This window comes from Pseudomonas fluorescens (assembly GCF_001623525.1).
Taxonomy (GTDB): domain Bacteria; phylum Pseudomonadota; class Gammaproteobacteria; order Pseudomonadales; family Pseudomonadaceae; genus Aquipseudomonas; species Aquipseudomonas fluorescens_Q.
On record NZ_CP015225.1, the window covers coordinates 6,218,111 to 6,241,126 of the forward strand.

17 protein-coding genes are annotated in these 23,016 nt (G+C 62.0%); 11 read left to right on the forward strand and 6 right to left on the reverse strand.

Annotated elements, in window-relative coordinates:
* Positions 1–393: 393 nt before the first annotated feature.
* Entirely contained in the window at positions 394–675 is a 282-nt protein-coding gene (locus TK06_RS27025; RefSeq protein WP_003205289.1) for an HU family DNA-binding protein, read from the forward strand.
* A 468-nt stretch (positions 676–1,143) separates the two neighbouring features.
* Here the strand turns inward: TK06_RS27025 and rlmF are convergent, their stop codons facing one another.
* From rlmF to TK06_RS27050, 5 genes are all read right to left on the reverse strand, one after another.
* Positions 1,144–2,169, reverse strand: a complete 1,026-nt coding sequence (rlmF, locus tag TK06_RS27030) for a 23S rRNA (adenine(1618)-N(6))-methyltransferase RlmF (RefSeq protein ID WP_063324526.1) — start codon at positions 2,167–2,169, stop codon at positions 1,144–1,146.
* Between the two features lie 163 nt (positions 2,170–2,332).
* The gene (locus tag TK06_RS27035) at positions 2,333–5,179 is read right to left on the reverse strand and encodes a valine--tRNA ligase (RefSeq protein WP_063324527.1); all 2,847 of its coding nucleotides are present in this window, start codon (positions 5,177–5,179) and stop codon (positions 2,333–2,335) included.
* Between the two features lie 261 nt (positions 5,180–5,440).
* Positions 5,441–5,806 (reverse strand): hypothetical protein, encoded by a 366-nt coding sequence (locus tag TK06_RS27040; protein ID WP_027911412.1) that lies wholly within the window; start codon positions 5,804–5,806, stop codon positions 5,441–5,443.
* 8 nt (positions 5,807–5,814) lie between these two features.
* Complete coding sequence (locus TK06_RS27045) at positions 5,815–6,243, reverse strand: DNA polymerase III subunit chi (RefSeq protein WP_063324528.1); 429 nt, start codon at positions 6,241–6,243, stop codon at positions 5,815–5,817.
* A 60-nt stretch (positions 6,244–6,303) separates the two neighbouring features.
* Positions 6,304–7,794: a leucyl aminopeptidase gene (locus TK06_RS27050; protein WP_063324529.1), complete on the reverse strand. Its 1,491-nt coding sequence runs from the start codon at positions 7,792–7,794 to the stop codon at positions 6,304–6,306.
* 530 nt (positions 7,795–8,324) lie between these two features.
* Between TK06_RS27050 and lptF the strand changes: the two genes are divergently transcribed.
* From lptF to pdxJ, 8 genes are all read left to right on the forward strand, one after another.
* A complete protein-coding gene (lptF, locus tag TK06_RS27055) occupies positions 8,325–9,446 on the forward strand; it encodes an LPS export ABC transporter permease LptF (RefSeq protein WP_063324530.1) in 1,122 nt (373 codons plus the stop codon).
* Positions 9,439–10,500, forward strand: coding sequence for an LPS export ABC transporter permease LptG (lptG, locus tag TK06_RS27060; protein ID WP_063324531.1), 1,062 nt, complete (start codon positions 9,439–9,441; stop codon positions 10,498–10,500). Before lptF ends, lptG begins: the two co-directional genes overlap by 8 nt.
* A 246-nt stretch (positions 10,501–10,746) precedes the next feature.
* Positions 10,747–12,546 carry a translation elongation factor 4 gene (lepA, locus tag TK06_RS27065; protein WP_063324532.1) on the forward strand — a complete coding sequence of 600 codons (1,800 nt, stop codon included), beginning with the start codon at positions 10,747–10,749 and terminating at the stop codon, positions 12,544–12,546.
* Positions 12,547–12,551: 5 nt separating this feature from the next.
* Positions 12,552–13,406, forward strand: coding sequence for a signal peptidase I (gene lepB / locus TK06_RS27070; protein WP_063324533.1), 855 nt, complete (start codon positions 12,552–12,554; stop codon positions 13,404–13,406).
* Positions 13,407–13,589: 183 nt separating this feature from the next.
* Complete coding sequence (rnc, locus tag TK06_RS27075; RefSeq protein ID WP_057448995.1) at positions 13,590–14,279, forward strand: ribonuclease III; 690 nt, start codon at positions 13,590–13,592, stop codon at positions 14,277–14,279.
* Positions 14,272–15,174, forward strand: a complete 903-nt coding sequence (gene era, locus TK06_RS27080) for a GTPase Era (protein ID WP_063324534.1) — start codon at positions 14,272–14,274, stop codon at positions 15,172–15,174. Before rnc ends, era begins: the two co-directional genes overlap by 8 nt.
* A gap of 191 nt (positions 15,175–15,365) precedes the next feature.
* The gene (gene recO / locus TK06_RS27085; RefSeq protein ID WP_063324535.1) at positions 15,366–16,055 is read left to right on the forward strand and encodes a DNA repair protein RecO; all 690 of its coding nucleotides are present in this window, start codon (positions 15,366–15,368) and stop codon (positions 16,053–16,055) included.
* A 49-nt stretch (positions 16,056–16,104) separates the two neighbouring features.
* Positions 16,105–16,848 (forward strand): pyridoxine 5'-phosphate synthase, encoded by a 744-nt coding sequence (gene pdxJ / locus TK06_RS27090; RefSeq protein ID WP_063324536.1) that lies wholly within the window; start codon positions 16,105–16,107, stop codon positions 16,846–16,848.
* A 204-nt stretch (positions 16,849–17,052) separates the two neighbouring features.
* Here pdxJ and mltF read toward each other — a convergent pair whose 3' ends face one another.
* Positions 17,053–18,513, reverse strand: coding sequence for a membrane-bound lytic murein transglycosylase MltF (mltF, locus tag TK06_RS27095; protein ID WP_086936728.1), 1,461 nt, complete (start codon positions 18,511–18,513; stop codon positions 17,053–17,055).
* A 288-nt stretch (positions 18,514–18,801) separates the two neighbouring features.
* On the opposite strand from mltF, the gene purL reads away from it, so the two are divergent.
* Both purL and TK06_RS27105 read left to right on the forward strand, forming a co-directional pair.
* The gene (purL, locus tag TK06_RS27100) at positions 18,802–22,698 is read left to right on the forward strand and encodes a phosphoribosylformylglycinamidine synthase (RefSeq protein WP_063324537.1); all 3,897 of its coding nucleotides are present in this window, start codon (positions 18,802–18,804) and stop codon (positions 22,696–22,698) included.
* A 4-nt stretch (positions 22,699–22,702) separates the two neighbouring features.
* Positions 22,703–23,014, forward strand: a complete 312-nt coding sequence (locus TK06_RS27105) for a YqfO family protein (RefSeq protein WP_063324538.1) — start codon at positions 22,703–22,705, stop codon at positions 23,012–23,014.
* Positions 23,015–23,016: the final 2 nt, after the last annotated feature.

Sequence of the window (23,016 nt, forward strand, 5' to 3'; positions counted from 1 at the left end):
TTTCTCGGCTGTTGAAAGAGAGGAGGGCGCGCTCCCCGAAAAAGGGTCCAGTGTACCGCAATCACTGGTTTTGGAACCCGGCAAAGGCCCTTTCAGACCCGTCCGACATCCTATATGCATTTTTTTAACGTTTTAGCGCAAGAAAGCTGACCAAATGGGTAGCTAGAGGCGGATATTTCAGAGGCGTTGTGCTAGTTTTGCCCGGTCTTACGCGAAGTCACTGCGTTAAGCGTGCATTCAGCATCTGTCAGGTCGAACCAATCCCGGTTTTCGGCATCTATTACCCCGATCCGTCGTGGTGATTGCCGAGGGTGCCTGATCAAGAGAGATCGGGCTCGATGGCTGACACTGCACTCTGCAATCCATATGAATTTGATAGGGAAGGAACACTACATGGCTCTTACTAAAGACCAACTGATCGCTGATTTGGCTGAATCTGTAGACGCACCAAAAGCTACCGTGCGTTCGCTGCTGGACCAACTGGGCCAAGTCGTTGCCGATCAGCTGGAAAATGGCGGCGAAATCACTCTGCCAGGTGTTGGCAAGCTGAAAGTCACCGAGCGTCCTGCCCGTACCGGCCGCAACCCTTCGACTGGCGCTGCCATCGAAATCGCTGCCAAGAAAGTGATCAAGCTGGTTGTGGCCAAAGGCCTGACCGACGCGGTCAACAAGTAAGACCGCAGTAAAAAAAACCGTGCCTCGGAGCGATCCGGGCACGGTTTTTTGTTGCCTCGAAGAAAGTGGCCTGTGGCGAGGGAGCTTGCTCCCGCTGGGCTGCGCAGCAGCCCCCTCTCAAACTCACTCAATCAACCTGATCCACTGCGTCGCCGGGTTTTAGGGCCGCTTCGCGCCCCAGCGGGAGCAAGCTCCCTCGCCACGGGGGATTGGGCGCGGCGTGGGTTAAGGGAGTGTCTCGAATCAGTGTCAGTTTCACGAGCAAATCGGTTGGTCGACCGGGATGCTTTTGAGCTTTTGAGCTTTTGAGCTTTTGTGGCGAGGGAGCTTGCTCCCGCTGGGCTGCGCAGCAGCCCCCCCTCTCAAGCTCACTCAATCAACCTGATCCACCGCGTCGCCGGGTTTTAGGGCCGCTTCGCGGCCCAGCGGGAGCAAGCTCCCTCGCCACAGGCGTGGCGCTATCGCGATTCAGTCCTTACGGACCCAGCGCGCCTGGCGCCAGGCCTGTTGCTGGGCCTCGGTCTGGAAGGTCCAGGCGACGAAGCGACTCTGCTTCTGGCCCTGGGACATCTCCACCACCTGGCTGTGCAGCGCCCCGGCCTTTTTCAGAGCGGTTTGAATCGCCGGCAGGTTCGATGCTTTTGAGACCAGGGTGCTGAACCACAGCACTTGCCCGGCCAACTGCGCGCTTTCGCCGATCAGTTGCGTCACGAACCGGGCTTCCCCACCCTCGCACCACAGCTCCGCAGCCTGCCCGCCGAAATTCAGCACCGGCAGCTTGCGCTTCGGATCGGCCTTGCCCAGTGCCCGCCACTTGCGCTGGCTGCCCTTGGTGGCTTCCTCCAGGGACGCATGGAACGGCGGGTTGCACATCGTCAGGTCGAACCGTTCGGTGTCTTCCAGCAGGCCCAGGAGAATCTGCTTGCGGTTGGCTTGCTGGCGCAACTGGATGGCTTTGTTCAAGCCATTGGACTGGACGATGGCCTTGGCCGAGGCGATGGCCGTCGGGTCGATCTCCGAACCGAGGAAGTGCCAGCGGTAGTCGCTGTAGCCGATCAACGGATAGACGCAGTTGGCGCCGGTGCCAATGTCCAGCACCTTGACTGCTGCCCCGCGGGGGATTTCACCGGCGTTGTGGCTGGCGAGCAAATCGGCGAGGAAGTGCACATAGTCCGCCCGACCTGGCACCGGCGGGCACAGGTAATCGGCCGGGATATCCCAGTGGGCGATGCCATAGAAAGCTTTGAGCAGCGCCCGGTTGAACACCCGTACGGCTTCGGGGCTGGCAAAGTCGATGCTTTCCTTGCCGTAGGGGTTGATGATCACGAACTTCGCCAGTTCCGGCGTGCTCTTGATCAACGCTGGGAAGTCATAGCGGCCCTGGTGGCGGTTGCGCGGATGCAGGCTGGCCTTCTCACGCGGCGCTACGGTTTTAGCCTCTGGGGTGGACTTGGGCTTCTGACGGGCTGGTTTGGGTGTGCGGGGGGCGGTCATGGGCGGGTCGATTCGGGATGGCTCAAAAGTGGCGGGCATTGTCCCACATCCGGCCTGGTCTTGATGACTGCACAGTTCAAATGTGGGAGCGAGCAGGAGTGAGAAAGTGCCAGGCAAAAAGAAGGAGGCCACCAGGGCCTCCTCCTTCAGCGACGAACCACCGTTACAGGCTGGAGATCCGCGCGTGCTGCTCGGCCAGTTTGCCCAAGGCCTGTTCCGCCTCGGCCAGTTTGGCCCGTTCTTTCTCGATGACTTCGGCCGGCGCCTTGTCGACGAAGCCGGCGTTGGACAGCTTGCCGCCGACCCGCTGCACTTCGCCTTTGAGGCGCAGGATTTCTTTGTCCAGGCGCGCCAGTTCCGCGGCCTTGTCGATCAGGCCCGCCATTGGCACCAGCACTTCCATCTCGCCGACCAGGGCGGTGGCCGACAGTGGCGCTTCTTCGCCGGCAGCCAGGACGGTCACCGATTCCAGCTTCGCCAGTTTCTTGAGCAGCGCCTCGTTCTCGTTGAGGCGGCGCAGGTCTTCGGCGCTGGCATTCTTCAGGAACAGGGTTAGCGGCTTGCCCGGGCCGATGTTCATTTCGGCGCGGATGTTACGCAGGCCGAGCATGAAGGTCTTGAGCCATTCGATGTCGTCTTCGGCCGCCGGATCGATGCGGCTTTCGTTGGCCACAGGCCAAGGTTGCAGCATGATCGTCTTGCCTTGGGCGCCGGCCAGCGGTGCGATGCGCTGCCAGATTTCCTCGGTGATGAACGGCATGAACGGATGCGCCAGGCGCAGGGCCACTTCCAATACGCGCACCAGGGTGCGACGGGTGCCGCGCTGGCGCTCGACCGGGGCGTTTTCGTCCCACAGCACTGGCTTGGACAGCTCCAGGTACCAGTCGCAGTACTGGTTCCAGATGAACTCGTACAAGGCTTGTGCGGCCAGGTCGAAACGGAACTGATCCAACTGGCGGGTCACTTCGGCCTCGGTGCGTTGCAGCTGGGAGATGATCCAGCGATCAGCCAGGGTCAGCTCGAAGGCTTCGCCGTTCTGGCCGCAGTCTTCACCTTTATCCAGTACGTAGCGCGCGGCGTTCCAGATCTTGTTGCAGAAGTTGCGGTAGCCTTCGACGCGACCCATGTCGAACTTGATGTCGCGACCGGTGGACGCCAGCGAACAGAAGGTGAAGCGCAGGGCGTCGGTGCCGTAGCTGGCGATGCCCTCGGCGAACTCTTCGCGGGTGGCCTTCTCGATCTTCTTCGCCAGTTTTGGCTGCATCAGGCCGGAGGTGCGTTTCTGCACCAGGGTTTCCAGGTCGATGCCGTCGATGATGTCCAGCGGGTCGAGGACGTTGCCCTTGGACTTGGACATCTTCTGGCCCTGGCCATCGCGTACCAGGCCGTGGACATAGACCGTCTTGAACGGCACTTGCGGTGTGCCGTCTTCGTTCTTCACCAGGTGCATGGTCAGCATGATCATCCGGGCGACCCAGAAGAAAATGATGTCGAAACCGGTGACCAGCACGTCGGTGGAGTGGAATTTCTTCAGGAACTCGGTCTGTTGCGGCCAGCCCAGGGTGGAGAAGGTCCACAGGCCCGAACTGAACCAGGTGTCGAGGACGTCGTTGTCCTGCGCCAGGGCGACGTCCGGACCGAGGTTGTGCTTGGCGCGGACTTCGGCTTCATCGCGGCCGACATAGACCTTGCCCGACTCGTCGTACCAGGCCGGGATGCGATGGCCCCACCACAGCTGGCGGCTGATGCACCAATCCTGGATGTCGCGCATCCACGAGAAGTACATGTTTTCGTATTGCTTGGGCACGAACTGGATGCGGCCATCTTCCACGGCGGCAATCGCAGGTTCAGCCAGCGGCTTGGTGGACACGTACCACTGGTCGGTCAACCACGGCTCGATGATGGTGCCGGAGCGGTCGCCTTTCGGAACTTTCAGGGCATGATCGTCGACGCTGACCAGCAGGCCGGCGGCGTCGAACGCCGCGACGATCTGCTTGCGTGCTTCGAAACGGTCGAGGCCGGCGTATTCAGCCGGGATCTGGCCGTCGATGCTCTCGTTCAGCGTGCCGTCCAGGTTGAACACCTGGGCTGCCGGTAGGACGTTGGCGTTCTTGTCGAAGATGTTCAGCAGCGGCAGGTTGTGGCGCTTGCCGACTTCGTAGTCGTTGAAGTCGTGGGCCGGGGTGATTTTCACGCAGCCGGTGCCGAATTCCGGGTCGCAGTAGTCGTCGCCGATGATCGGGATACGACGGCCAACCAGGGGCAGTTCGACGAACTTGCCGATCAGCGCCTGGTAGCGCTCATCGTTCGGGTTCACCGCCACGGCAGAGTCGCCCAACATGGTTTCCGGACGCGTGGTGGCGACGATCAGGTAATCCTTGCCTTCGGCGGTCTTGGCGCCGTCGGCCAGTGGGTACTTCAGGTTCCACAGGAAACCTTTCTCGTCGTGGTTTTCCACTTCGAGGTCGGAAATGGCCGTGTGCAACTTGGTGTCCCAGTTGACCAGGCGCTTGCCGCGATAGATCAGCCCGTCTTCGTGCAGGCGTACAAAGGCTTCTTTCACCGCTTCGGAGAGGCCATCGTCCATGGTGAAGCGCTCGCGGCTCCAGTCTACCGACGAGCCGAGGCGACGGATCTGGCGGCTGATGTTGCCGCCGGACTCGTCTTTCCATTCCCAGACTTTCTCCAGGAATTTTTCGCGACCCAGGTCATGGCGATTCTGGCCCTGGGCTTCGAGGCGACGCTCCACCAGCATCTGCGTGGCGATACCGGCGTGGTCGGTACCCGGCTGCCACAAGGTGTTGCGACCTTGCATGCGGCGGAAACGGATCAGGGCGTCCATGATCGCGTTGTTGAAACCGTGGCCCATGTGCAGGCTGCCAGTGACGTTAGGCGGCGGGATCATGATGGTGTAGGAATCGCCCGCGCCTTGCGGAGCGAAATAATTCTCGGACTCCCAGGTGTTGTACCAGGAAGTTTCAATGGCGTGCGGCTGGTAGGTCTTATCCATGCGCGGCGGGACCCTATTGGCATTTATTCAGGAAAAGCCGGGAAGTATAGCGGGGCGAAGGACGCAGGGCGAGCCAGTACGCAGTGAGCGCGTATTAACAGGCGCAACAAATCCTGTGGCGAGGGAGCTTGCTCCCGCTGGGGCGCGAAGCGGCCCCCAAAAGTGTCAAGGTGAGTGAGAGGGGGCTGTTCGCCAGTGTTACGGCTGCTTTGCAGCCGAGCGGGAGCAAGCTCCCTCGTCACAAAAAGCGGGGGAGTGCTTTTATTCGTACTGACTGAGCAAGCGCTCCATCCGTGCATCCAGCCGCCGCTTGATCTCGGTCTCGATGTGCGGGGCGAAGTCGTCGATGACGTCTTGCATGATCAACTGCGCAGCAGCACGCAGTTCGCGGTCCAGGTGCAACAGGGCGTCGGGCCCTTTGGCTTCTGTCTTGGCAGCAGGCTTGGGTTCCGGCTGGCCGTTGATCGGGTCGAACAGCAGGGGGATCTGTTCGTCATGCACCGGCTCGTGCACGACCGTGTCGGTCAGCAGTGGCGGTTGCAGGTTGTCGTCGCCGAGCAGTTGGCGGATCGACTCGAGGTCATCCAGCAGGTGCGCGGGTTTTTGTGGCGGTTTTGGAGTGTCCATCGTAGGGCTCAGAGTCGCTGTAAACGGTGGTCTTGCAGAGGATAGCCCTGTTCGCGGTAGAAACGGAAACTCTCCCGCGCGGCTTGTCGGATGGCCGGGTCTTCGACCACCACTTCCGCCACACGGGCGAAGCGCTGGGCAAAGGCCGGAACTTTCAGGTCGAGGTTGACCAGCAGGTCCTGGTGCTGGCCGCAGTCGTCCCCCAGTCCCAGCACGATCACCCCCTCGGGTTCGCTTTCGGCCGGGCCGTGGGGCACGAAGCTCTCGCCCTTGAAAGCCCACAGGCGTGCGTCCAGGTCCTCGCGCTGGGCGGCATCGCTGCAATGCAGGTAGATGCGGTGCCCCATGCGCCAGGCTTTTTCAACGAGCTTGCAGGCGAAATCCAGCCGCGCCGACGGGGCGGCGCTGGGCAGGATATAGAAATCGACTTTGGTCATTACGGTTCCTGAGCCGCCGATGACCCCACCCGAGGGTGAGGCCAGCGACGGTCATTGGTGTCAGGCCTTGGCGCGGTCCAGCAGGTACTGGGTCAGCAGGGGCACCGGACGACCGGTGGCGCCTTTGTCCTTGCCGCCGCTGGTCCACGCCGTGCCGGCGATGTCCAGGTGCGCCCAGTTCAGGTTCTTGGTGAAGCGCGACAGGAAGCACGCCGCGGTGATGGTCCCGGCTTTCGGGCCGCCGATGTTGGCGATGTCGGCGAACGGGCTGTCCAGTTGTTCCTGGTACTCGTCGAACAGCGGCAGTTGCCAAGCGCGGTCGTCGGCTTGTTGGCCGGCGCTGAGCAGTTGGCCGATCAGCTCGTCGTTGTTGCCCAGCAGGCCCGAGGTGTGGGAGCCCAGGGCGACGATGCAGGCGCCGGTCAGGGTCGCGATGTCGATCACCGCTTGCGGCTTGAAGCGCTCGGAGTAGGTGAGGGCGTCGCACAACACCAGGCGGCCTTCGGCGTCGGTGTTGAGGATTTCAACGGTCTGGCCGCTCATGGTGGTGACGATGTCACCCGGACGCGAGGCCGTGCCGCTGGGCATGTTCTCGGCGCAGGCGAGGATGCACACCAGGTTGATCGGCAGTTGCAGTTCGAGCACGGCGCGCAGGGTGCCGAACACGCTCGCGGCGCCGCCCATGTCGTACTTCATCTCATCCATGCCAGCGCCCGGCTTGAGGCTGATGCCGCCGGTGTCGAAGGTGATGCCCTTGCCGACCAGTGCGTACGGCTTCTCGGATTTCTTGCCGCCGTTGTATTGCATGACGATCAGGCGCGGTGGTTGGGCGCTGCCCTGGCCAACGGCGTAGAACGAGCCCATGCCCAGGTCCTTGATCTTCTTCTCGTCGAAGACTTCGACCTTCAGGCCCTTGAATTCCTTGCCCAGTGCCTTGGCTTGTTCGCCGAGGAACGTCGGGTGGCAGATGTTCGGTGGCAGGTTGCCCAGGTCGCGGGTAAACGCCATGCCGTTGGCAATCGCGGTGGCGTGGGTCACGGCGCGCTGGACTTCAGCCTGGGCGGCTTTGATGGTCAGCACGGTGATTTTTTTCAGGGTGCGGGGTTCGGCTTTCTGGCTCTTGAACTGGTCGAACCGGTATTCGCCGTCCACCAGGGTTTCGGCCAGCAAGCGGTTCTTGCCGTAGCTATCGCGGCCCTTGATCACCAACTCGTCCAACGCCAGGGCGGCATCAGCGCCGCCAAGGCCCTTGAGGGTGCCCAGCACGCCGGCAATGATTTTACGGAATGGGCGATCGCCCAGTTCAGCGTCCTTGCCCACGCCCACCAGCAGCACGCGCTCGGCCTTGAGGTTGGGCAGGTTGTGCAGTAACAGGCTCTGGCCGACCTTGCCGGCCAGGTCGCCGCGCTTGAGCACGGCGCTGATGGCCCCGCCGCTCAGGGTATCGAGCTGGGTGGCGACCACGCCGAGCTTGCGGTTTTCACCGACGGCAACCACCAGCGTGGCGGTTTTCAACGTTTCTGGGCTGACGCTTTTTACAACCAGTTCCATGTCCGGATCCCTGAGTCAATGGTCAAGATGCCAGGCGCTGACTTGTGGCGAGGGAGCTTGCTCCCGCTCGGTTGCGCAGCAACCGCAAAGAAGCGGGGTCTGCTGCGCAGCCCAGCGGGAGCAAGCTCCCTCGCCACAAGTCCTGAGTGAAACGGTCACGGTCGCGCCGGCGACAAAGGCCGCAGTTTGAACCTCGGCGCCCGAGCCTGACAACCCTCGACGGCGCTAACTTTTGGCTTTAAGCACCGGCTTAAAGCGTGCGAAGTGACAGGCGCCTCCAATCACAGGATAATGCGGCTCTTTTTTCGGCGGCTCGCGTTGGCGGGCCGACTCGATACGTTTGCTTGTTTGGCCGCCTTAAGGGTTTTTATGCAAAGTCGCCGAACGGCGATCAGGCAAGGCGAAAACAGGCGAGGAAGCGGAGTTGACTGGCTGTCAATGAGCATTCCGAGCCTGTTTTCAACGCAGCATGATCGTCGCGCAGGCACTTTTCATACAAAACCCAGCCTGACAACCCTGGAGTGTCTGGTGTGATCGTCTTTCGTTATCTATCCCGTGAAGTCCTGCTGACCCTGAGCGCCGTCAGCGCCGTGCTGCTGGTCATCATCATGAGCGGGCGCTTCATCAAATACCTCGCCCAGGCGGCCTCCGGCGCCCTGGACCCGGGCTCGCTGTTCCTGATCATGGGGTTCCGCCTGCCGGGCTTCTTGCAATTGATCCTGCCGCTGGGGTTGTTCCTCGGCATCCTGCTGGCCTACGGGCGCTTGTACCTGGACAGCGAAATGACCGTGCTGTCGGCCACCGGTATGAGCCAACAGCGCCTGTTTCGCATGACGCTGTTCCCGGCCACGTTGGTGGCGTTGGTGGTGGCCTGGCTGAGCCTGAGCCTGGCCCCCCAAGGCGCCAACCAGTTCCAGTTGCTGATCAACCAGCAGGACGCCATGACCGAGTTCGACACCCTGGTGCCAGGGCGTTTCCAGGCCCTGCGCGACGGTACGCGGGTGACCTACACCGAACAGCTCTCGGACGACCGGATCGACCTGGCCGGCGTCTTCATTACCCAAAAGAACCTGTCTTCGGATACCAAGAAGGACCGTGGCATTTCCGTGCTGGTGGCCGAGAAGGGCCGGCAGGAAATCAACCCCGACGGCAACCGCTACCTGATCCTGGAAAACGGCTATCGCTATGACGGCAAGCCGGGACAGGCCGATTACCGGGCCATCAAGTACGACACCTATGGCGTGCTGTTGCCCAAGCCCGAGGTCAGCGATGAAGTCACTGATCGCGACGCGATGCCGACCGCCAGCCTGCTGGGCAACAAGGACATTCGTGCCCGTACCGAGCTGCAATGGCGCCTGTCCTTGCCGCTGCTGGTGTTCATCGTGACCCTCATGGCGGTCCCGCTGTCGCGGGTCAACCCGCGCCAGGGGCGTTTCCTCAAGCTGCTGCCGGCGATTCTTCTGTATATGGCTTACCTGACCATCCTGATTTCCGCTCGCAGTGCGTTGGAGAAAGGCAAGATCCCGCCCGCCTTGGGCCTGTGGTGGGTGCACTCGATCTTCCTGGCCATCGGCCTGGGGCTGCTCTATTGGGAGCCGCTACGCCTGAAGCTGGCCAGTCGTCGCAGCGCGCTGGAGGTGGCCCGTGGTTAAACTCGATCGCTACATCGGCAGCAGCGTGTTCATGGCGATCCTTGCGGTGCTGGGGATCATCCTCGGCCTGGCGACCCTGTTTGCCTTCATTGATGAAATGAGCGATGTCAGCGACACCTATACGCTGACGGACGTGGCGAGCTACGTGCTGCTGACGGCGCCACGGCGTTTGTACGACATGCTGCCGATGGCCGCGCTGATCGGTTGCCTGATCGGCCTGGGCAGCCTGGCCAGCAACAGCGAACTGACCATCATGCGCGCCGCCGGCGTGTCCATTGGTCGGATCGTCTGGGCGGTGATGAAGCCCATGCTGGTGTTGATGCTGGTGGGTGTGCTGATCGGCGAATACATCGCCCCGGCCACCGAAAATACTGCCCAGGCCAACCGTTCCCTGGCCCAGGGCGGCGGCGATGCGCAAAGCGCCAAGCACGGCCTGTGGCACCGCCAGGGCGACGAGTTCATCCATATCAACTCGGTCCAGCCCAACGGCATTCTGTACGGGGTGACCCGTTATCGCTTCGACGACCAGCGGCACATGCTGTCCTCGAGCTTCGCCAAGCGCGCCAAATTCGCCGAGGACCACTGGCAGTTGATCGATGTCACTACCACCTTGTTCCATGACAAGCGCACCGAGGTGGTCGCCGCCCCGCGGGAGCGTTGGGACGTGTCGATCAGCCCGCAACTGCTCAGCACCGTGGTGATGGCGCCCGAATCCCTGTCGATTACCGGCTTGTGGGGGTATATCCACTATCTGGCGGACCAGGGCTTGAATAACGGCCGCTATTGGCTGGCTTTTTGGGTCAAGGTGTTGCAGCCGTTGGTCACCGCCGCCCTGGTATTGATGGCGATTTCCTTCATTTTCGGTCCGCTGCGTTCGGTGACCCTTGGCCAGCGGGTGTTTACCGGTGTACTGGTGGGCTTCACTTTCCGCATTGCCCAGGATCTGCTGGGGCCGTCGAGCCTGGTGTTCGGCTTCTCACCGCTGTTTGCGGTGCTGGTGCCGGCCGGTGTCTGCGCGTTGGCCGGGCTTTGGCTGTTGCGTCGGGCGGGTTGACCCCAATTCTTGTGGCGAGCAGGTTTCTGTGGCGAGGGAGCTTGCTGTGGCGAGGGGATTTATCCCCGCTGGGCTGCGAAGCAGCCCCCTGCGCCCTGCCTGGCACATCGCGATGGCTGATGGATCGCGGGGTTGCTTCGCAACCCAGCGGGGATAAATCCCCTCGCCACAATGGCGTCTGTATCAGGTACAATTCCCGGCTATTTTTCGGCGGGCTATGCCTGCAGCCTTTTTGAGTGTTGATCCGTGAGTGATTTGAGTCATATCCGCAATTTCTCCATCATCGCCCACATTGACCATGGCAAGTCGACGCTGGCCGATCGCTTCATCCAGATGTGCGGCGGCCTGGCCGAGCGTGAAATGGAAGCCCAGGTCCTGGACTCCATGGACCTCGAGCGTGAACGCGGGATCACCATCAAGGCCCACAGCGTTACCCTCTACTACAAGGCCCGCGACGGCATCACCTATCAGCTGAACTTCATCGATACCCCAGGCCACGTCGACTTCACTTATGAAGTCAGCCGGTCGCTGGCGGCCTGTGAAGGTGCGCTGCTGGTGGTCGATGCCGGCCAGGGCGTCGAAGCCCAGTCGGTTGCCAACTGCTACACGGCCATCGAGCAGGGCCTGGAAGTCATGCCGGTGCTGAACAAGATCGACCTGCCCCAGGCCGATCCGGACCGCGTGAAGGAAGAAATCGAGAAAATCATCGGCATCGACGCCACCGACGCGGTCACCTGCAGCGCCAAGACCGGCCTGGGCGTGGACGAAGTGCTCGAGCGCCTGGTGCACACCATTCCCGCGCCGACCGGCAACATCGAAGATCCGCTGCAAGCGTTGATCATCGACTCCTGGTTCGACAACTACCTGGGCGTGGTGTCCCTGGTTCGCGTGCGCCATGGCCGCGTGAAGAAGGGCGACAAGATCCTGGTCAAGTCCACCGGCAAGATCCATCTGGTGGACAGCGTCGGTGTATTCAACCCGAAACACACCGCTACCGTAGACCTGAAGGCCGGTGAAGTGGGCTTCATCATCGCCGGTATCAAGGACATCCACGGGGCGCCGGTCGGCGACACCCTGACCTTGAGTTCCACCCCCGATGTCGATGTGTTGCCAGGTTTCAAACGCATCCAGCCGCAGGTTTATGCCGGCCTGTTCCCGGTTAGCTCCGACGACTTCGAGGATTTCCGCGAAGCCCTGCAGAAGCTGACCCTGAACGACTCGTCCCTGCAATACACCCCGGAAAGCTCCGATGCCCTGGGCTTCGGTTTCCGTTGCGGATTCCTGGGCATGTTGCACATGGAAATCATCCAGGAGCGCCTGGAGCGCGAATACGACCTGGACCTGATCACCACGGCACCGACGGTTATTTTCGAGCTGTTGCTCAAGAACGGCGAGACCCTCTACGTCGATAACCCGTCCAAGCTGCCGGACCTGTCGGCCATCGAAGACATGCGCGAACCGATCGTGCGGGCCAACATCCTTGTGCCTCAGGAGCACCTGGGCAACGTCATTACGTTGTGCATCGAGAAGCGTGGCGTACAACACGACATGCTGTTCCTCGGCACGCAGGTCCAGGTGACCTACGACCTGCCGATGAACGAGGTGGTACTGGACTTCTTCGACCGCCTCAAATCCACCAGTCGCGGCTATGCTTCGCTGGACTATCATTTCGATCGTTACCAATCGGCTAATCTGGTGAAGCTGGATGTGCTGATCAACGGTGAGAAAGTCGATGCCCTGGCATTGATCGTGCACCGTGACAACGCGCACTACAAAGGTCGTGCATTGACCGAGAAGATGAAGGAACTGATTCCGCGGCAGATGTTCGACGTGGCAATCCAGGCCGCCATTGGCGGGCAGATTGTGGCGCGTACAACCGTCAAGGCGCTCAGAAAGAACGTATTGGCCAAATGCTACGGTGGCGACGTCAGCCGTAAGCGCAAGCTGTTGGAAAAGCAGAAGGCCGGTAAAAAACGCATGAAGCAGGTCGGTAACGTGGAAATTCCACAGGAAGCCTTCCTTGCGGTGCTCAGGTTGGATAGTTAGGTCCTATGTCGCTAAATTTCCCGCTGTTGCTGGTTATCGCCGTGTTTGTCTGCGGCCTGTTGGCGTTGCTTGATCTGTTGTTCCTGGCGCCTCGGCGCCGGGCGGCCATCGCCTCTTATCAGGGCAGCGTCAGCCAGCCTGATGGTGTGGTGATCGAAAAGCTCAACAAGGAACCGCTGCTGGTCGAATACGGCAAGTCGTTCTTCCCGGTGTTGTTCATCGTGTTGGTGCTGCGCTCGTTCCTGGTGGAACCCTTCCAGATTCCCTCCGGCTCGATGAAGCCGACCCTGGACGTGGGCGATTTCATCCTGGTGAACAAGTTTTCCTACGGGATCCGCCTGCCGGTGATCGACAAGAAAGTCATCGAAGTCGGTGATCCGCAACGCGGCGATGTCATGGTGTTCCGCTTCCCGAGCGACCCGAACGTCAACTACATCAAGCGTGTCGTCGGCCTGCCGGGCGACACGGTTCGCTACACCGCCGACAAACGCCTGTTCGTCAATGGCGAGTCTGTAGCCGAACAGTTGCTCGGCTCCGAGCCGGGTACGCTGGGCAGTGCCGAGCTCTACCGGGAAAAACTCGGCGAGGCCGAGCACCTGATTCGCAAGGAAATGAGCCGCTACCGCGCGACACCGGACCATTCGTGGACCGTGCCGGCGGGGCACTACTTCATGATGGGAGACAACCGCGACAACTCCAACGACAGCCGGTACTGGGATGATCCGAACATTCCCAAGGACCTGCTGGGCATGGTCCCGGACCGGAACATCGTCGGCAAGGCCTTTGCGGTCTGGATGAGCTGGCCGGAACCCAAACTCAGTCACCTGCCGAATTTCTCGCGGGTTGGCCTGATCAAGTAATCACCCACGGCGCTGTTGAACACAGCGCCGAATGCTTTTCTGGAGCCTGCGCAAGGTTGCCCGAAGGCATGAAGCCAACGATAGTCAGGACGTATTTTTGAACACAGCGTTAATTGTCCCAAGCCAACGGCGCCTTGCCGCCGTGGCGGTGGAATCCAGCCACGAACTCAGCGTGGGTAAACCGTGAGCGTTTCTCTAAGCCGTCTCGAGCGTCAGCTCGGCTACACCTTCAAGGACCAGGACCTGATGCTCCTGGCCCTCACTCACCGCAGTTTTGCCGGGCGCAACAACGAACGCCTGGAATTCCTCGGTGATGCCATCCTCAACTTCGTGGCCGGTGAGGCGCTGTTCGAGCGTTTCCCGCTGGCCCGCGAAGGCCAATTGTCGCGTTTGCGCGCGCGCTTGGTAAAAGGTGAGACCCTGGCCGTACTGGCCCGTGGTTTCGACCTGGGCGACTACCTGCGCCTGGGCTCCGGCGAGCTGAAAAGTGGCGGTTTCCGTCGCGAATCTATCCTGGCCGATGCCCTGGAAGCGTTGATTGGCGCGATCTATCTGGACTCAGGCATGGAAATGGCGCGTGAACGCGTGCTGGCCTGGCTGACGTCCGAGATCGACAGCCTGACGCTGGTGGACACCAACAAGGACCCGAAGACCCGTTTGCAGGAATTCCTGCAATCGCGCAGTTGCGAGCTACCGCGCTACGAAGTCGTGGATATCCAGGGTGAGCCGCATTGCCGTACCTTCTTCGTCGAATGCGAAGTGGTCCTATTGAATGAAAAAAGCCGGGGTCAGGGTGTGAGTCGTCGTATTGCCGAACAGGTAGCGGCCGCCGCAGCATTGATTGCCCTGGGTGTGGAGAATGGCAATGACTGATACAACCGTCACCCGCTGCGGCTATGTCGCCATTGTCGGTCGGCCGAACGTGGGTAAATCCACGCTGCTGAACCACATCCTGGGCCAGAAGCTGGCGATCACCTCGCGCAAGCCCCAGACGACCCGCCACAACATGCTGGGCATCAAGACCGAAGGCGCCGTGCAGGCGATCTACGTCGACACCCCGGGCATGCACAAGGGCGGCGAAAAGGCCCTGAACCGCTACATGAACAAGACTGCCTCGGCGGCGTTGAAAGACGTCGACGTGGTGATCTTCGTGGTCGACCGCACCAAGTGGACCGACGAAGACCAGATGGTCCTCGAGCGCGTCCAGTACGTCACCGGCCCGCTGATCGTGGCGCTAAACAAGACCGATCGCATCGAAGACAAGGCGGAACTGATGCCGCACCTGTCCTGGTTGCAGGAACAGTTGCCGAACGCCCAGATCATCCCGATCTCTGCCCAGCACGGCCATAACCTCGACGCGTTGGAGCGGGTTATTGCCGAACATCTGCCGGAAAACGATCACTTCTTCCCCGAAGATCAGATCACCGACCGCAGCAGCCGTTTCCTCGCCGCGGAGCTGGTGCGCGAGAAAATCATGCGCCAGATGGGCGCCGAGCTGCCGTACCAGATCACCGTGGAGATTGAGGAGTTCAAGCAACAGGGCAAGACCCTGCACATTCATGCCTTGATCCTCGTCGAACGTGACGGCCAGAAGAAAATCATCATTGGCGACAAGGGCGAGCGCATCAAGCGCATCGGCACCGAGGCGCGCAAGGACATGGAACTGCTGTTCGACTCCAAGATCATGCTCAACCTGTGGGTCAAGGTGAAGGGTGGCTGGTCCGATGACGAGCGGGCGTTGCGGTCGTTGGGTTACGGCGACCTGTAATCCCCGGATCATGGTGGGCGGGCTCTTGTGGCGAGGGAGCTTGCTCCCGCTCGGCTGCGAAGCAGTCGTAAAATCAGGCAACTCGGTGTGTCTGGTAGATCCAAGGGGCAGCTTCGCAGCCCAGCGCGAGCAAGCTCCCTCGCCACAAGGCTCTCTTCCATAGTCGATATCTTCTGATATTCAGGCCCCTGATGTCCCCAAGCCAACCCATCGCCCAACCCGCCTACGTCCTCCACAGCCGCGCCTACCGCGAAAGCAGCGCCCTGGTGGACTTCCTCACGCCGCAAGGGCGGCTGCGGGCGGTGTTGCGTGGAGCGCGGGGCAAGGCCGGGACACTGGCGCGACCGTTCGTGCCGCTGGAAGTCGAGTTCCGTGGTCGAGGCGAGTTGAAAAATGTCGGGCGCATGGAAAGCAATGGCGTCGCGGCGTGGCTCAACGGTGAGGCGCTGTTCAGCGGCTTATACCTCAATGAACTGTTGATCCGCCTGCTGCCGGCCGAAGATCCCCATCCTGCCGTCTTCGACCACTACGCCGCCACGCTGCTGGCCCTGGCTGAAGGGCGGCCGCTGGAGCCGCTGCTGCGCTCCTTTGAGTGGCGGCTACTGGATGACCTGGGCTACGGCTTCGCTCTGAACACTGATCTGCACGGCGAACCCGTCGCGGCGGACGGTCTTTACCGCTTACAGGTGGATGCTGGCCTGGAGCAGGTCTACCTGTTGCAACCGGGGCTGTTCAATGGGGCTGAGCTGCTGGCGATGGCCGAGGCCGACTGGAGTGCGCCAGGCGCCTTGTCGGCAGCCAAGCGGCTGATGCGCCAGGCCCTGGCTGTGCACCTGGGCGGGCGGCCACTGGTCAGTCGCGAGTTGTTTCGCAAGCCCTGATCAACCCGTATGCTGTGGGCCGACTATTCGTCCATTCAGGAGCCTTTTCGTGAGCACCAGCAATCGCATTCTTCTCGGCGTGAACATCGACCATGTCGCCACCCTGCGCCAGGCCCGCGGTACGCGTTACCCGGATCCGGTCAAGGCCGCATTGGACGCGGAAGAGGCGGGCGCCGACGGCATCACCGTACACTTGCGTGAAGACCGTCGTCACATCCAGGAGCGAGATGTGCTGCTGCTCAAGGACGTGCTGCAAACCCGCATGAACTTCGAAATGGGCGTGACCGAAGAGATGATGGCGTTCGCTGAGCTCATCCGCCCGGCGCACATCTGTCTGGTGCCGGAGACTCGCCAGGAGCTGACCACCGAAGGCGGTCTCGACGTGGCGGGGCAGGAGGCGCGGATCAGCTTGGCAGTGGAGCGCTTGTCGAAGATCGGCGCCGAGGTATCGCTGTTCATTGATGCCGACGAACGGCAGATCGAGGCTTCCAAGCGTGTTGGCGCACCGGCCATCGAGCTGCACACGGGCCGTTACGCTGATGCCGAGACTCCCACGGATGTGGCCGATGAGCTGCAGCGAGTCGCTGACGGTGTCGCCTTCGGCCTGGCCAAGGGCCTGATCGTCAACGCCGGCCATGGCCTGCACTACCACAACGTCGAAGCCGTCGCGGCGATCAAGGGCATCAACGAGCTGAACATCGGCCACGCGTTGGTGGCCCATGCGTTGTTCGTCGGGTTCAAGTCGGCTGTATCGGAAATGAAAGCGCTGATCCTGGCTGCCGCCAAGTCCTGACCGCGGCCATAGACGGGCTGCTCACTTAGGGCTTGCCTGATTCATTGTGGCGAGGGAGCTTGCTCCCGCTGGGCTGCGCAGCAGCCCCTTGGATCTGCCAGACACATCGGGTTGCCAGGGAGTTACTAGGGCCGCTTCGCGCCCCAGCGGGAGCAAGCTCCCTCGCCACAATGGTTCATCACCGCATCGGGATGGTGTACAGCTTCAGAGCTGCGGGCTTTCCTGGTTAGGCTTGCTCTTGTCGACACCCGGCACGTGCAGGTTGCCCTCGGCCACCTGGTTGCCTTCGAGCTGCGGCTGCGTCACCCAGGTCAGGATGTCGTAGTAGCGACGGATGTTCGCCACGAAATGCACCGGCTCGCCGCCCCGGGCGTAGCCATAGCGGGTCTTGCTGTACCACTGTTTCTGCGACAGGCGCGGCAGGATCTTCTTCACATCCAGCCACTTGTTCGGGTTCAGCCCTTCCTTGGCCGCCAGTTTGCGCGCGTCGTCCAGGTGACCGCTGCCCACGTTATAGGCAGCGAGGGCGAACCAGGTGCGGTCGGGCTCCTGGATGCTTTCGTCCAGTTGGTCCTTCATGTAGGCCAGGTACTTGGCGCCGCCCATGATGCTCTGCTTCGGATCCAGGCGGTTGGACACGCCCATGGCCTGGGCGGTGTTCTGGGTCAGCATCATCAGGCCACGCACGCCGGTCTTGGACGTGACCGCCGGTTGCCACAGCGATTCCTGATAGCCAATCGCAGCCAGCAGGCGCCAGTCGACTTTCTCTTTCTTGGCGTAGGTCTTGAAGTGCTGTTCGTATTTGGGCAGCCGTTGCTGCAAGTGTTGGGCGAAGGTGGTGGCGCCCATGTAGCCGAGAACATCGACGTGCCCGTAATAGCGGTCTTTGAGGCGCTGCAGGGTGCCGTTCTTCTGCACTTTGTCCAGGTAGCTGTTGATCTCGTTGAGCAGGCTGTTGTCCTCACCGGGGGCGACCGCCCAACTCTGGCTGCGGGCATCACCCAGGTCGAACGCCACGCGCACGTTGGGGAAGTACACCTGGTTCATCGCCACTTCGTTGGAGTCCACCAGGGTCAGGTCGATCTGGCCCTCATCCACCATGCGTAGCAGGTCGACCACTTCAACCGCGTCGGACTCTTCGTATTCGATGCCCGGGTATTGCTGTTTAAGCTGTGCCAGTTGTTCGGCGTGAGTGCTGCCCTTGAGCACCATGATTTTTTTGCCGGCCAAAGCGGCGGCGTCGGTGGGGCGTGACTGGCCGTTGCGGTAGATGATCTGCGGGGTGACTTCCAGGTAGGAGCGGGAAAACCGTACCTGCTTCTTGCGCTGTTCGCTGCTGACCAGGCCCGCGGCCGCCAATACCGGACCGTTGGGCTTGCCGATCTGGCTGAACAGGTCGTCGAGGTTGTCGGCGGTCTCTATCTTCAGTTCCACCCCCAAATCGTCGGCGAAGCGCTTCACCAGCTCGTACTCGAAGCCGGTTTCACCGTTACGATCCTCAAAGTAGGTGGCGGGGCTGTTTCGGGTAACCACCCGCAGCACGCCATCCTCCTTTACGCGCTCCAGTGTGTTGGGTTTCTCAACACAACCACTGAGCACCAGGAAGAGTCCGGTAGCGATCAGCCATTTGGCGTACCGCGGACGCAAAGCCGTTGGGGAAAACATCTGCGCAGTATACGCAAACGGCCCCTACCGCCATATCTCGACAGTAAAAGGCCAGTCTGCTAGCCATTGCAAAACATGTCCGCAACACAGGCCGGCCGGGGCGCGCGGGGCTTTGCATCGCTGAAAAATATCTCTTCGGCAGCCTTGGCGCGGGTGTCCGATACCGTCGCGCACGCAAAGACCGACATTCGGCCAGCACTGCGCGTGCCGTTTCGGGTGCCGTTGCCGGCGGTTTAGGCTAGAATGCACGGCCTCAAAGCACACCCCCTTCCCGAGGCTGTCCCGAAGATGTTGATCCTGCGCGGCGCTCCTGCCCTTTCTGCCTTTCGCCACAGCAAACTCCTTGAGCAACTGAGCCAGAAGGTTCCGGCTGTCAGTGGCTTGTATGCTGAATTCGCTCACTTCGCCGAAGTCACCGGCGGTTTGACCGGCGACGAACAGCAGGTGCTTGCGCGCCTTCTGAAGTACGGTCCCAGTGTTCCTGTCCAGGAGCCGGCCGGTCGCCTGTTCCTGGTACTGCCGCGTTTCGGCACCATTTCGCCGTGGTCGAGCAAGGCCAGCGATATCGCCCGCAACTGCGGCCTGGCGAAAGTCCAGCGCCTGGAGCGCGGTATTGCCTTTTATGTCGCCGGTGAATTCAGCGAGGCCGAGGCCCAACTGATCGCCGACGGCCTGCATGACCGCATGACCCAGGTCGTCCTGGGCAACCTGGAGCAGGCCGCCGGCCTGTTCAGCCACGCCGAACCCAAGCCACTGACCGCCATCGACGTGTTGGGCGGCGGCCGTGCCGCGCTGGAAAAAGCCAACGCCGAGCTGGGCCTGGCCCTGGCCGAAGACGAGATCGATTACCTGGTCAACGCTTTCCAGGGCTTGAAGCGCAACCCTCACGACATCGAACTGATGATGTTCGCCCAGGCCAACTCCGAGCACTGCCGTCACAAGATCTTCAACGCCAGTTGGGACATTGACGGCCAGAGCCAGGAAAAAAGCCTGTTCGGCATGATCAAGAACACCTACCAGATGCATAACGAAGGTGTGCTGTCGGCCTACAAGGACAACGCGGCGGTGATCGTCGGCAACGTTGCCGGTCGTTTCTACCCGAACCCTGAGACCCGCCAGTACGGTGCGGTCCAGGAGCCGGTGCACATCCTGATGAAGGTCGAGACCCACAACCACCCGACCGCGATCGCCCCGTTCCCGGGCGCGTCCACCGGTTCCGGTGGCGAGATCCGCGACGAAGGCGCCACCGGGCGTGGTGCCAAGCCCAAGGCCGGCCTGACCGGCTTCACCGTGTCGAACCTGCAGATCCCGGGTTTTGAACAGCCGTGGGAAAAGCCGTACGGCAAGCCTGAGCGCATCGTCAACGCCCTGGACATCATGATCGAAGGCCCCCTGGGGGGCGCGGCGTTCAACAACGAATTCGGCCGTCCGGCCCTGACCGGCTATTTCCGTACCTTCGAACAGTCCATCACCACCCCGCGCGGTGAGGAAGTCCGTGGTTACCACAAGCCGATCATGTTGGCTGGCGGCATGGGCAACATCCGCGCCGACCACGTGCAGAAAGGCGAGATCCTGGTCGGCTCCAAGCTGATCGTCCTCGGTGGCCCGGCCATGCTGATCGGCCTGGGCGGTGGCGCCGCTTCCTCCATGGCCACCGGCACCAGCTCGGCCGACCTGGACTTTGCGTCGGTCCAGCGGGAAAACCCGGAAATGGAACGCCGTTGCCAGGAAGTCATCGACCGTTGCTGGCAGTTGGGTGAACACAACCCCATCAGCTTCATCCACGACGTCGGCGCGGGCGGCCTGTCCAACGCCTTCCCGGAACTGGTCAACGACGGTGGCCGTGGTGGCCGCTTCGAACTGCGCAACATTCCAAACGACGAGCCGGGCATGGCCCCGCACGAAATCTGGAGCAACGAATCCCAGGAGCGTTACGTCCTGGCGGTCGGCCCGGCCGACTTCGAACGTTTCCAGGCCATTTGCGAGCGTGAGCGCTGCCCGTTCGCGGTAGTGGGTGAAGCCACCGCCGAGCCGCAACTGACCGTCACCGACAGCCATTTCGGCAACAGCCCGGTGGACATGCCGCTGGAAGTGCTGCTGGGCAAGGCCCCGCGCATGCACCGTTCGGCCGTTCGCGAAGCGGAGCTGGGGGACGATTTCGATCCGTCGACTCTCGACCTCGCCGAGTCCATCGAGCGCGTGCTGCATCACCCGGCCGTGGCGAGCAAAAGCTTCCTGATCACCATTGGCGACCGCACCATCACCGGCCTCGTGGCCCGTGACCAGATGGTCGGCCCATGGCAGGTGCCGGTGGCCGACGTGGCCGTGACCGCCACCAGCTTCGACGTCTACACCGGCGAAGCCATGGCGATGGGCGAGCGCACGCCGCTGGCGCTGCTGGATGCCCCGGCCTCGGGCCGCATGGCAATCGGCGAGACCCTGACCAACATCGCGGCTTCGCGCATTGGCAAGATTTCCGACATCAAGTTGTCGGCCAACTGGATGTCCGCCGCCGGTCACCCGGGTGAAGACGCCCGCCTGTACGACACCGTCAAGGCTGTCGGCATGGAGCTGTGCCCTGAGCTGGGCATCACCATTCCGGTGGGCAAGGACTCCATGTCCATGGCCACGCGCTGGAGCGACGAAGGCGTGGACAAGAGCGTGACCTCGCCGCTGTCGCTGATCGTGACCGGTTTCGCCCCGGTCACCGACATCCGCCAGACCCTGACCCCGCAACTGCGCATGGACAAGGGCACCACCGACCTGATCCTGATCGACCTGGGCCGTGGCCAAAACCGCATGGGCGCCTCGATCCTGGCCCAGGTGCACGGCAAGCTCGGCTCGCAAGCGCCGGACGTCGACGATGCCGAAGACCTGAAAGCGTTCTTCGCCGTGATCCAGGGCCTCAACGCCGACGGTCACCTGCTGGCCTACCACGACCGCTCCGATGGCGGCTTGCTGACCACCGTGGTGGAAATGGCCTTTGCCGGTCACTGCGGCCTGAGCCTGACCCTCGACAGCGTGGCCGAGTCCAGCGCCGAAATCCCGGCCATCCTGTTCAACGAAGAGTTGGGCGCGGTGATCCAGGTTCGCCAGGACGCCACCCCGGACATCCTCGCCCAGTTCAGCGCGGCTGGCCTGGCCGACTGCGTTTCGGTGATCGGCCAGCCGATCAACAACGCCCACATCAACATCACCTTCAACGGCGACACCGTCTTCGAAGGCCAGCGCAGCCTGTTGCAGCGCCAGTGGGCGGAAACCAGCTACCAGATCCAGCGCCTGCGGGACAACGCCGACTGCGCCGAGCAGGAATTCGACGCACTGCTGGAAGAAGACAACCCGGGCCTGAGCGCCAAGCTCAGCTACGACGTCAACCACGACGTGGCCGCGCCTTACATCAAGAAAGGCATTCGCCCACAAGTGGCGGTCCTGCGCGAGCAGGGCGTCAACGGCCAGGTGGAAATGGCGGCGGCGTTCGACCGCGCCGGCTTCAACGCGATCGATGTGCACATGAGCGACATCCTCGCTGGTCGTGTCGACCTGAACGACTTCAAGGGCATGGTCGCTTGTGGCGGTTTCTCCTACGGTGACGTGTTGGGTGCCGGTGAGGGCTGGGCCAAGTCGGCGCTGTTCAACAGCCGTGCCCGCGATGCGTTCCAGGGCTTCTTCGAACGTACCGACAGCTTCACCCTTGGCGTGTGCAACGGTTGCCAGATGATGTCCAACCTGCACGAACTGATCCCGGGCAGCGAGTTCTGGCCGCACTTCGTGCGTAACCGTTCCGAGCAGTTCGAAGCGCGCGTGGCAATGGTCCAGGTGCAGGAGTCGAACTCGATCTTCCTGCAGGGCATGGCCGGTTCGCGCATGCCGATCGCCATCGCCCACGGCGAAGGCCATGCGGAATTCGAAAGCGAAGAAGCGCTGCTCGAAGCCGACCTGTCCGGTTGCGTGTCGCTGCGGTTTGTCGACAACCACGGCAAGGTCACCGAAACCTACCCGGCCAACCCGAACGGCTCGCCGCGCGGGATCACCGGCCTGACCAGCCGCGACGGCCGCGTCACGATCATGATGCCGCACCCGGAGCGGGTGTTCCGCGCGGTGCAGAACTCGTGGCGTTCGGACGACTGGAACGAAGACGCGCCATGGATGCGCATGTTCCGTAACGCGCGCGTCTGGGTGAACTAAGACGGTGTACAAGCTCTGCTTCTTCGTCCCGGCCAGCCATGTGGACGTGGTCAAAAACGCCGTATTCGCTGCCGGTGGCGGGCGAATCGGCGACTATGACCACTGCGCCTGGCAAGTCCTGGGCTTGGGCCAGTTTCGCCCGTTGGACGGCAGCCAGCCGTTCATTGGCCAGGCGGGACAGGTCGAGCAGGTCGAGGAATGGAAAGTGGAGCTTGTCGTTGCCGATGAGCTGACTCGTGGCGTGGTGGACGCGCTGAAACAGAGCCATCCCTACGAGACACCGGCGTATGAAGTGTGGCGGTTAGAGGATTTTTGATC

Excerpts from the sequence above, each read along its gene's own strand:
- TK06_RS27025 (WP_003205289.1), top strand. The coding sequence starts at position 394 with ATGGCTCTTACTAAAGACCAACTGATCGCTGATTTGGCTGAATCTGTA.
- rlmF (WP_063324526.1), bottom strand. The coding sequence starts at position 2,169 with ATGACCGCCCCCCGCACACCCAAACCAGCCCGTCAGAAGCCCAAGTCC.
- TK06_RS27035 (WP_063324527.1), bottom strand. The coding sequence starts at position 5,179 with ATGGATAAGACCTACCAGCCGCACGCCATTGAAACTTCCTGGTACAAC.
- TK06_RS27040 (WP_027911412.1), bottom strand. The coding sequence starts at position 5,806 with ATGGACACTCCAAAACCGCCACAAAAACCCGCGCACCTGCTGGATGAC.
- TK06_RS27045 (WP_063324528.1), bottom strand. The coding sequence starts at position 6,243 with ATGACCAAAGTCGATTTCTATATCCTGCCCAGCGCCGCCCCGTCGGCG.
- TK06_RS27050 (WP_063324529.1), bottom strand. The coding sequence starts at position 7,794 with ATGGAACTGGTTGTAAAAAGCGTCAGCCCAGAAACGTTGAAAACCGCC.
- lepB (WP_063324533.1), top strand. The coding sequence starts at position 12,552 with ATGTCGCTAAATTTCCCGCTGTTGCTGGTTATCGCCGTGTTTGTCTGC.
- era (WP_063324534.1), top strand. The coding sequence starts at position 14,272 with ATGACTGATACAACCGTCACCCGCTGCGGCTATGTCGCCATTGTCGGT.
- recO (WP_063324535.1), top strand. The coding sequence starts at position 15,366 with ATGTCCCCAAGCCAACCCATCGCCCAACCCGCCTACGTCCTCCACAGC.
- mltF (WP_086936728.1), bottom strand. The coding sequence starts at position 18,513 with ATGTTTTCCCCAACGGCTTTGCGTCCGCGGTACGCCAAATGGCTGATC.
- purL (WP_063324537.1), top strand. The coding sequence starts at position 18,802 with ATGTTGATCCTGCGCGGCGCTCCTGCCCTTTCTGCCTTTCGCCACAGC.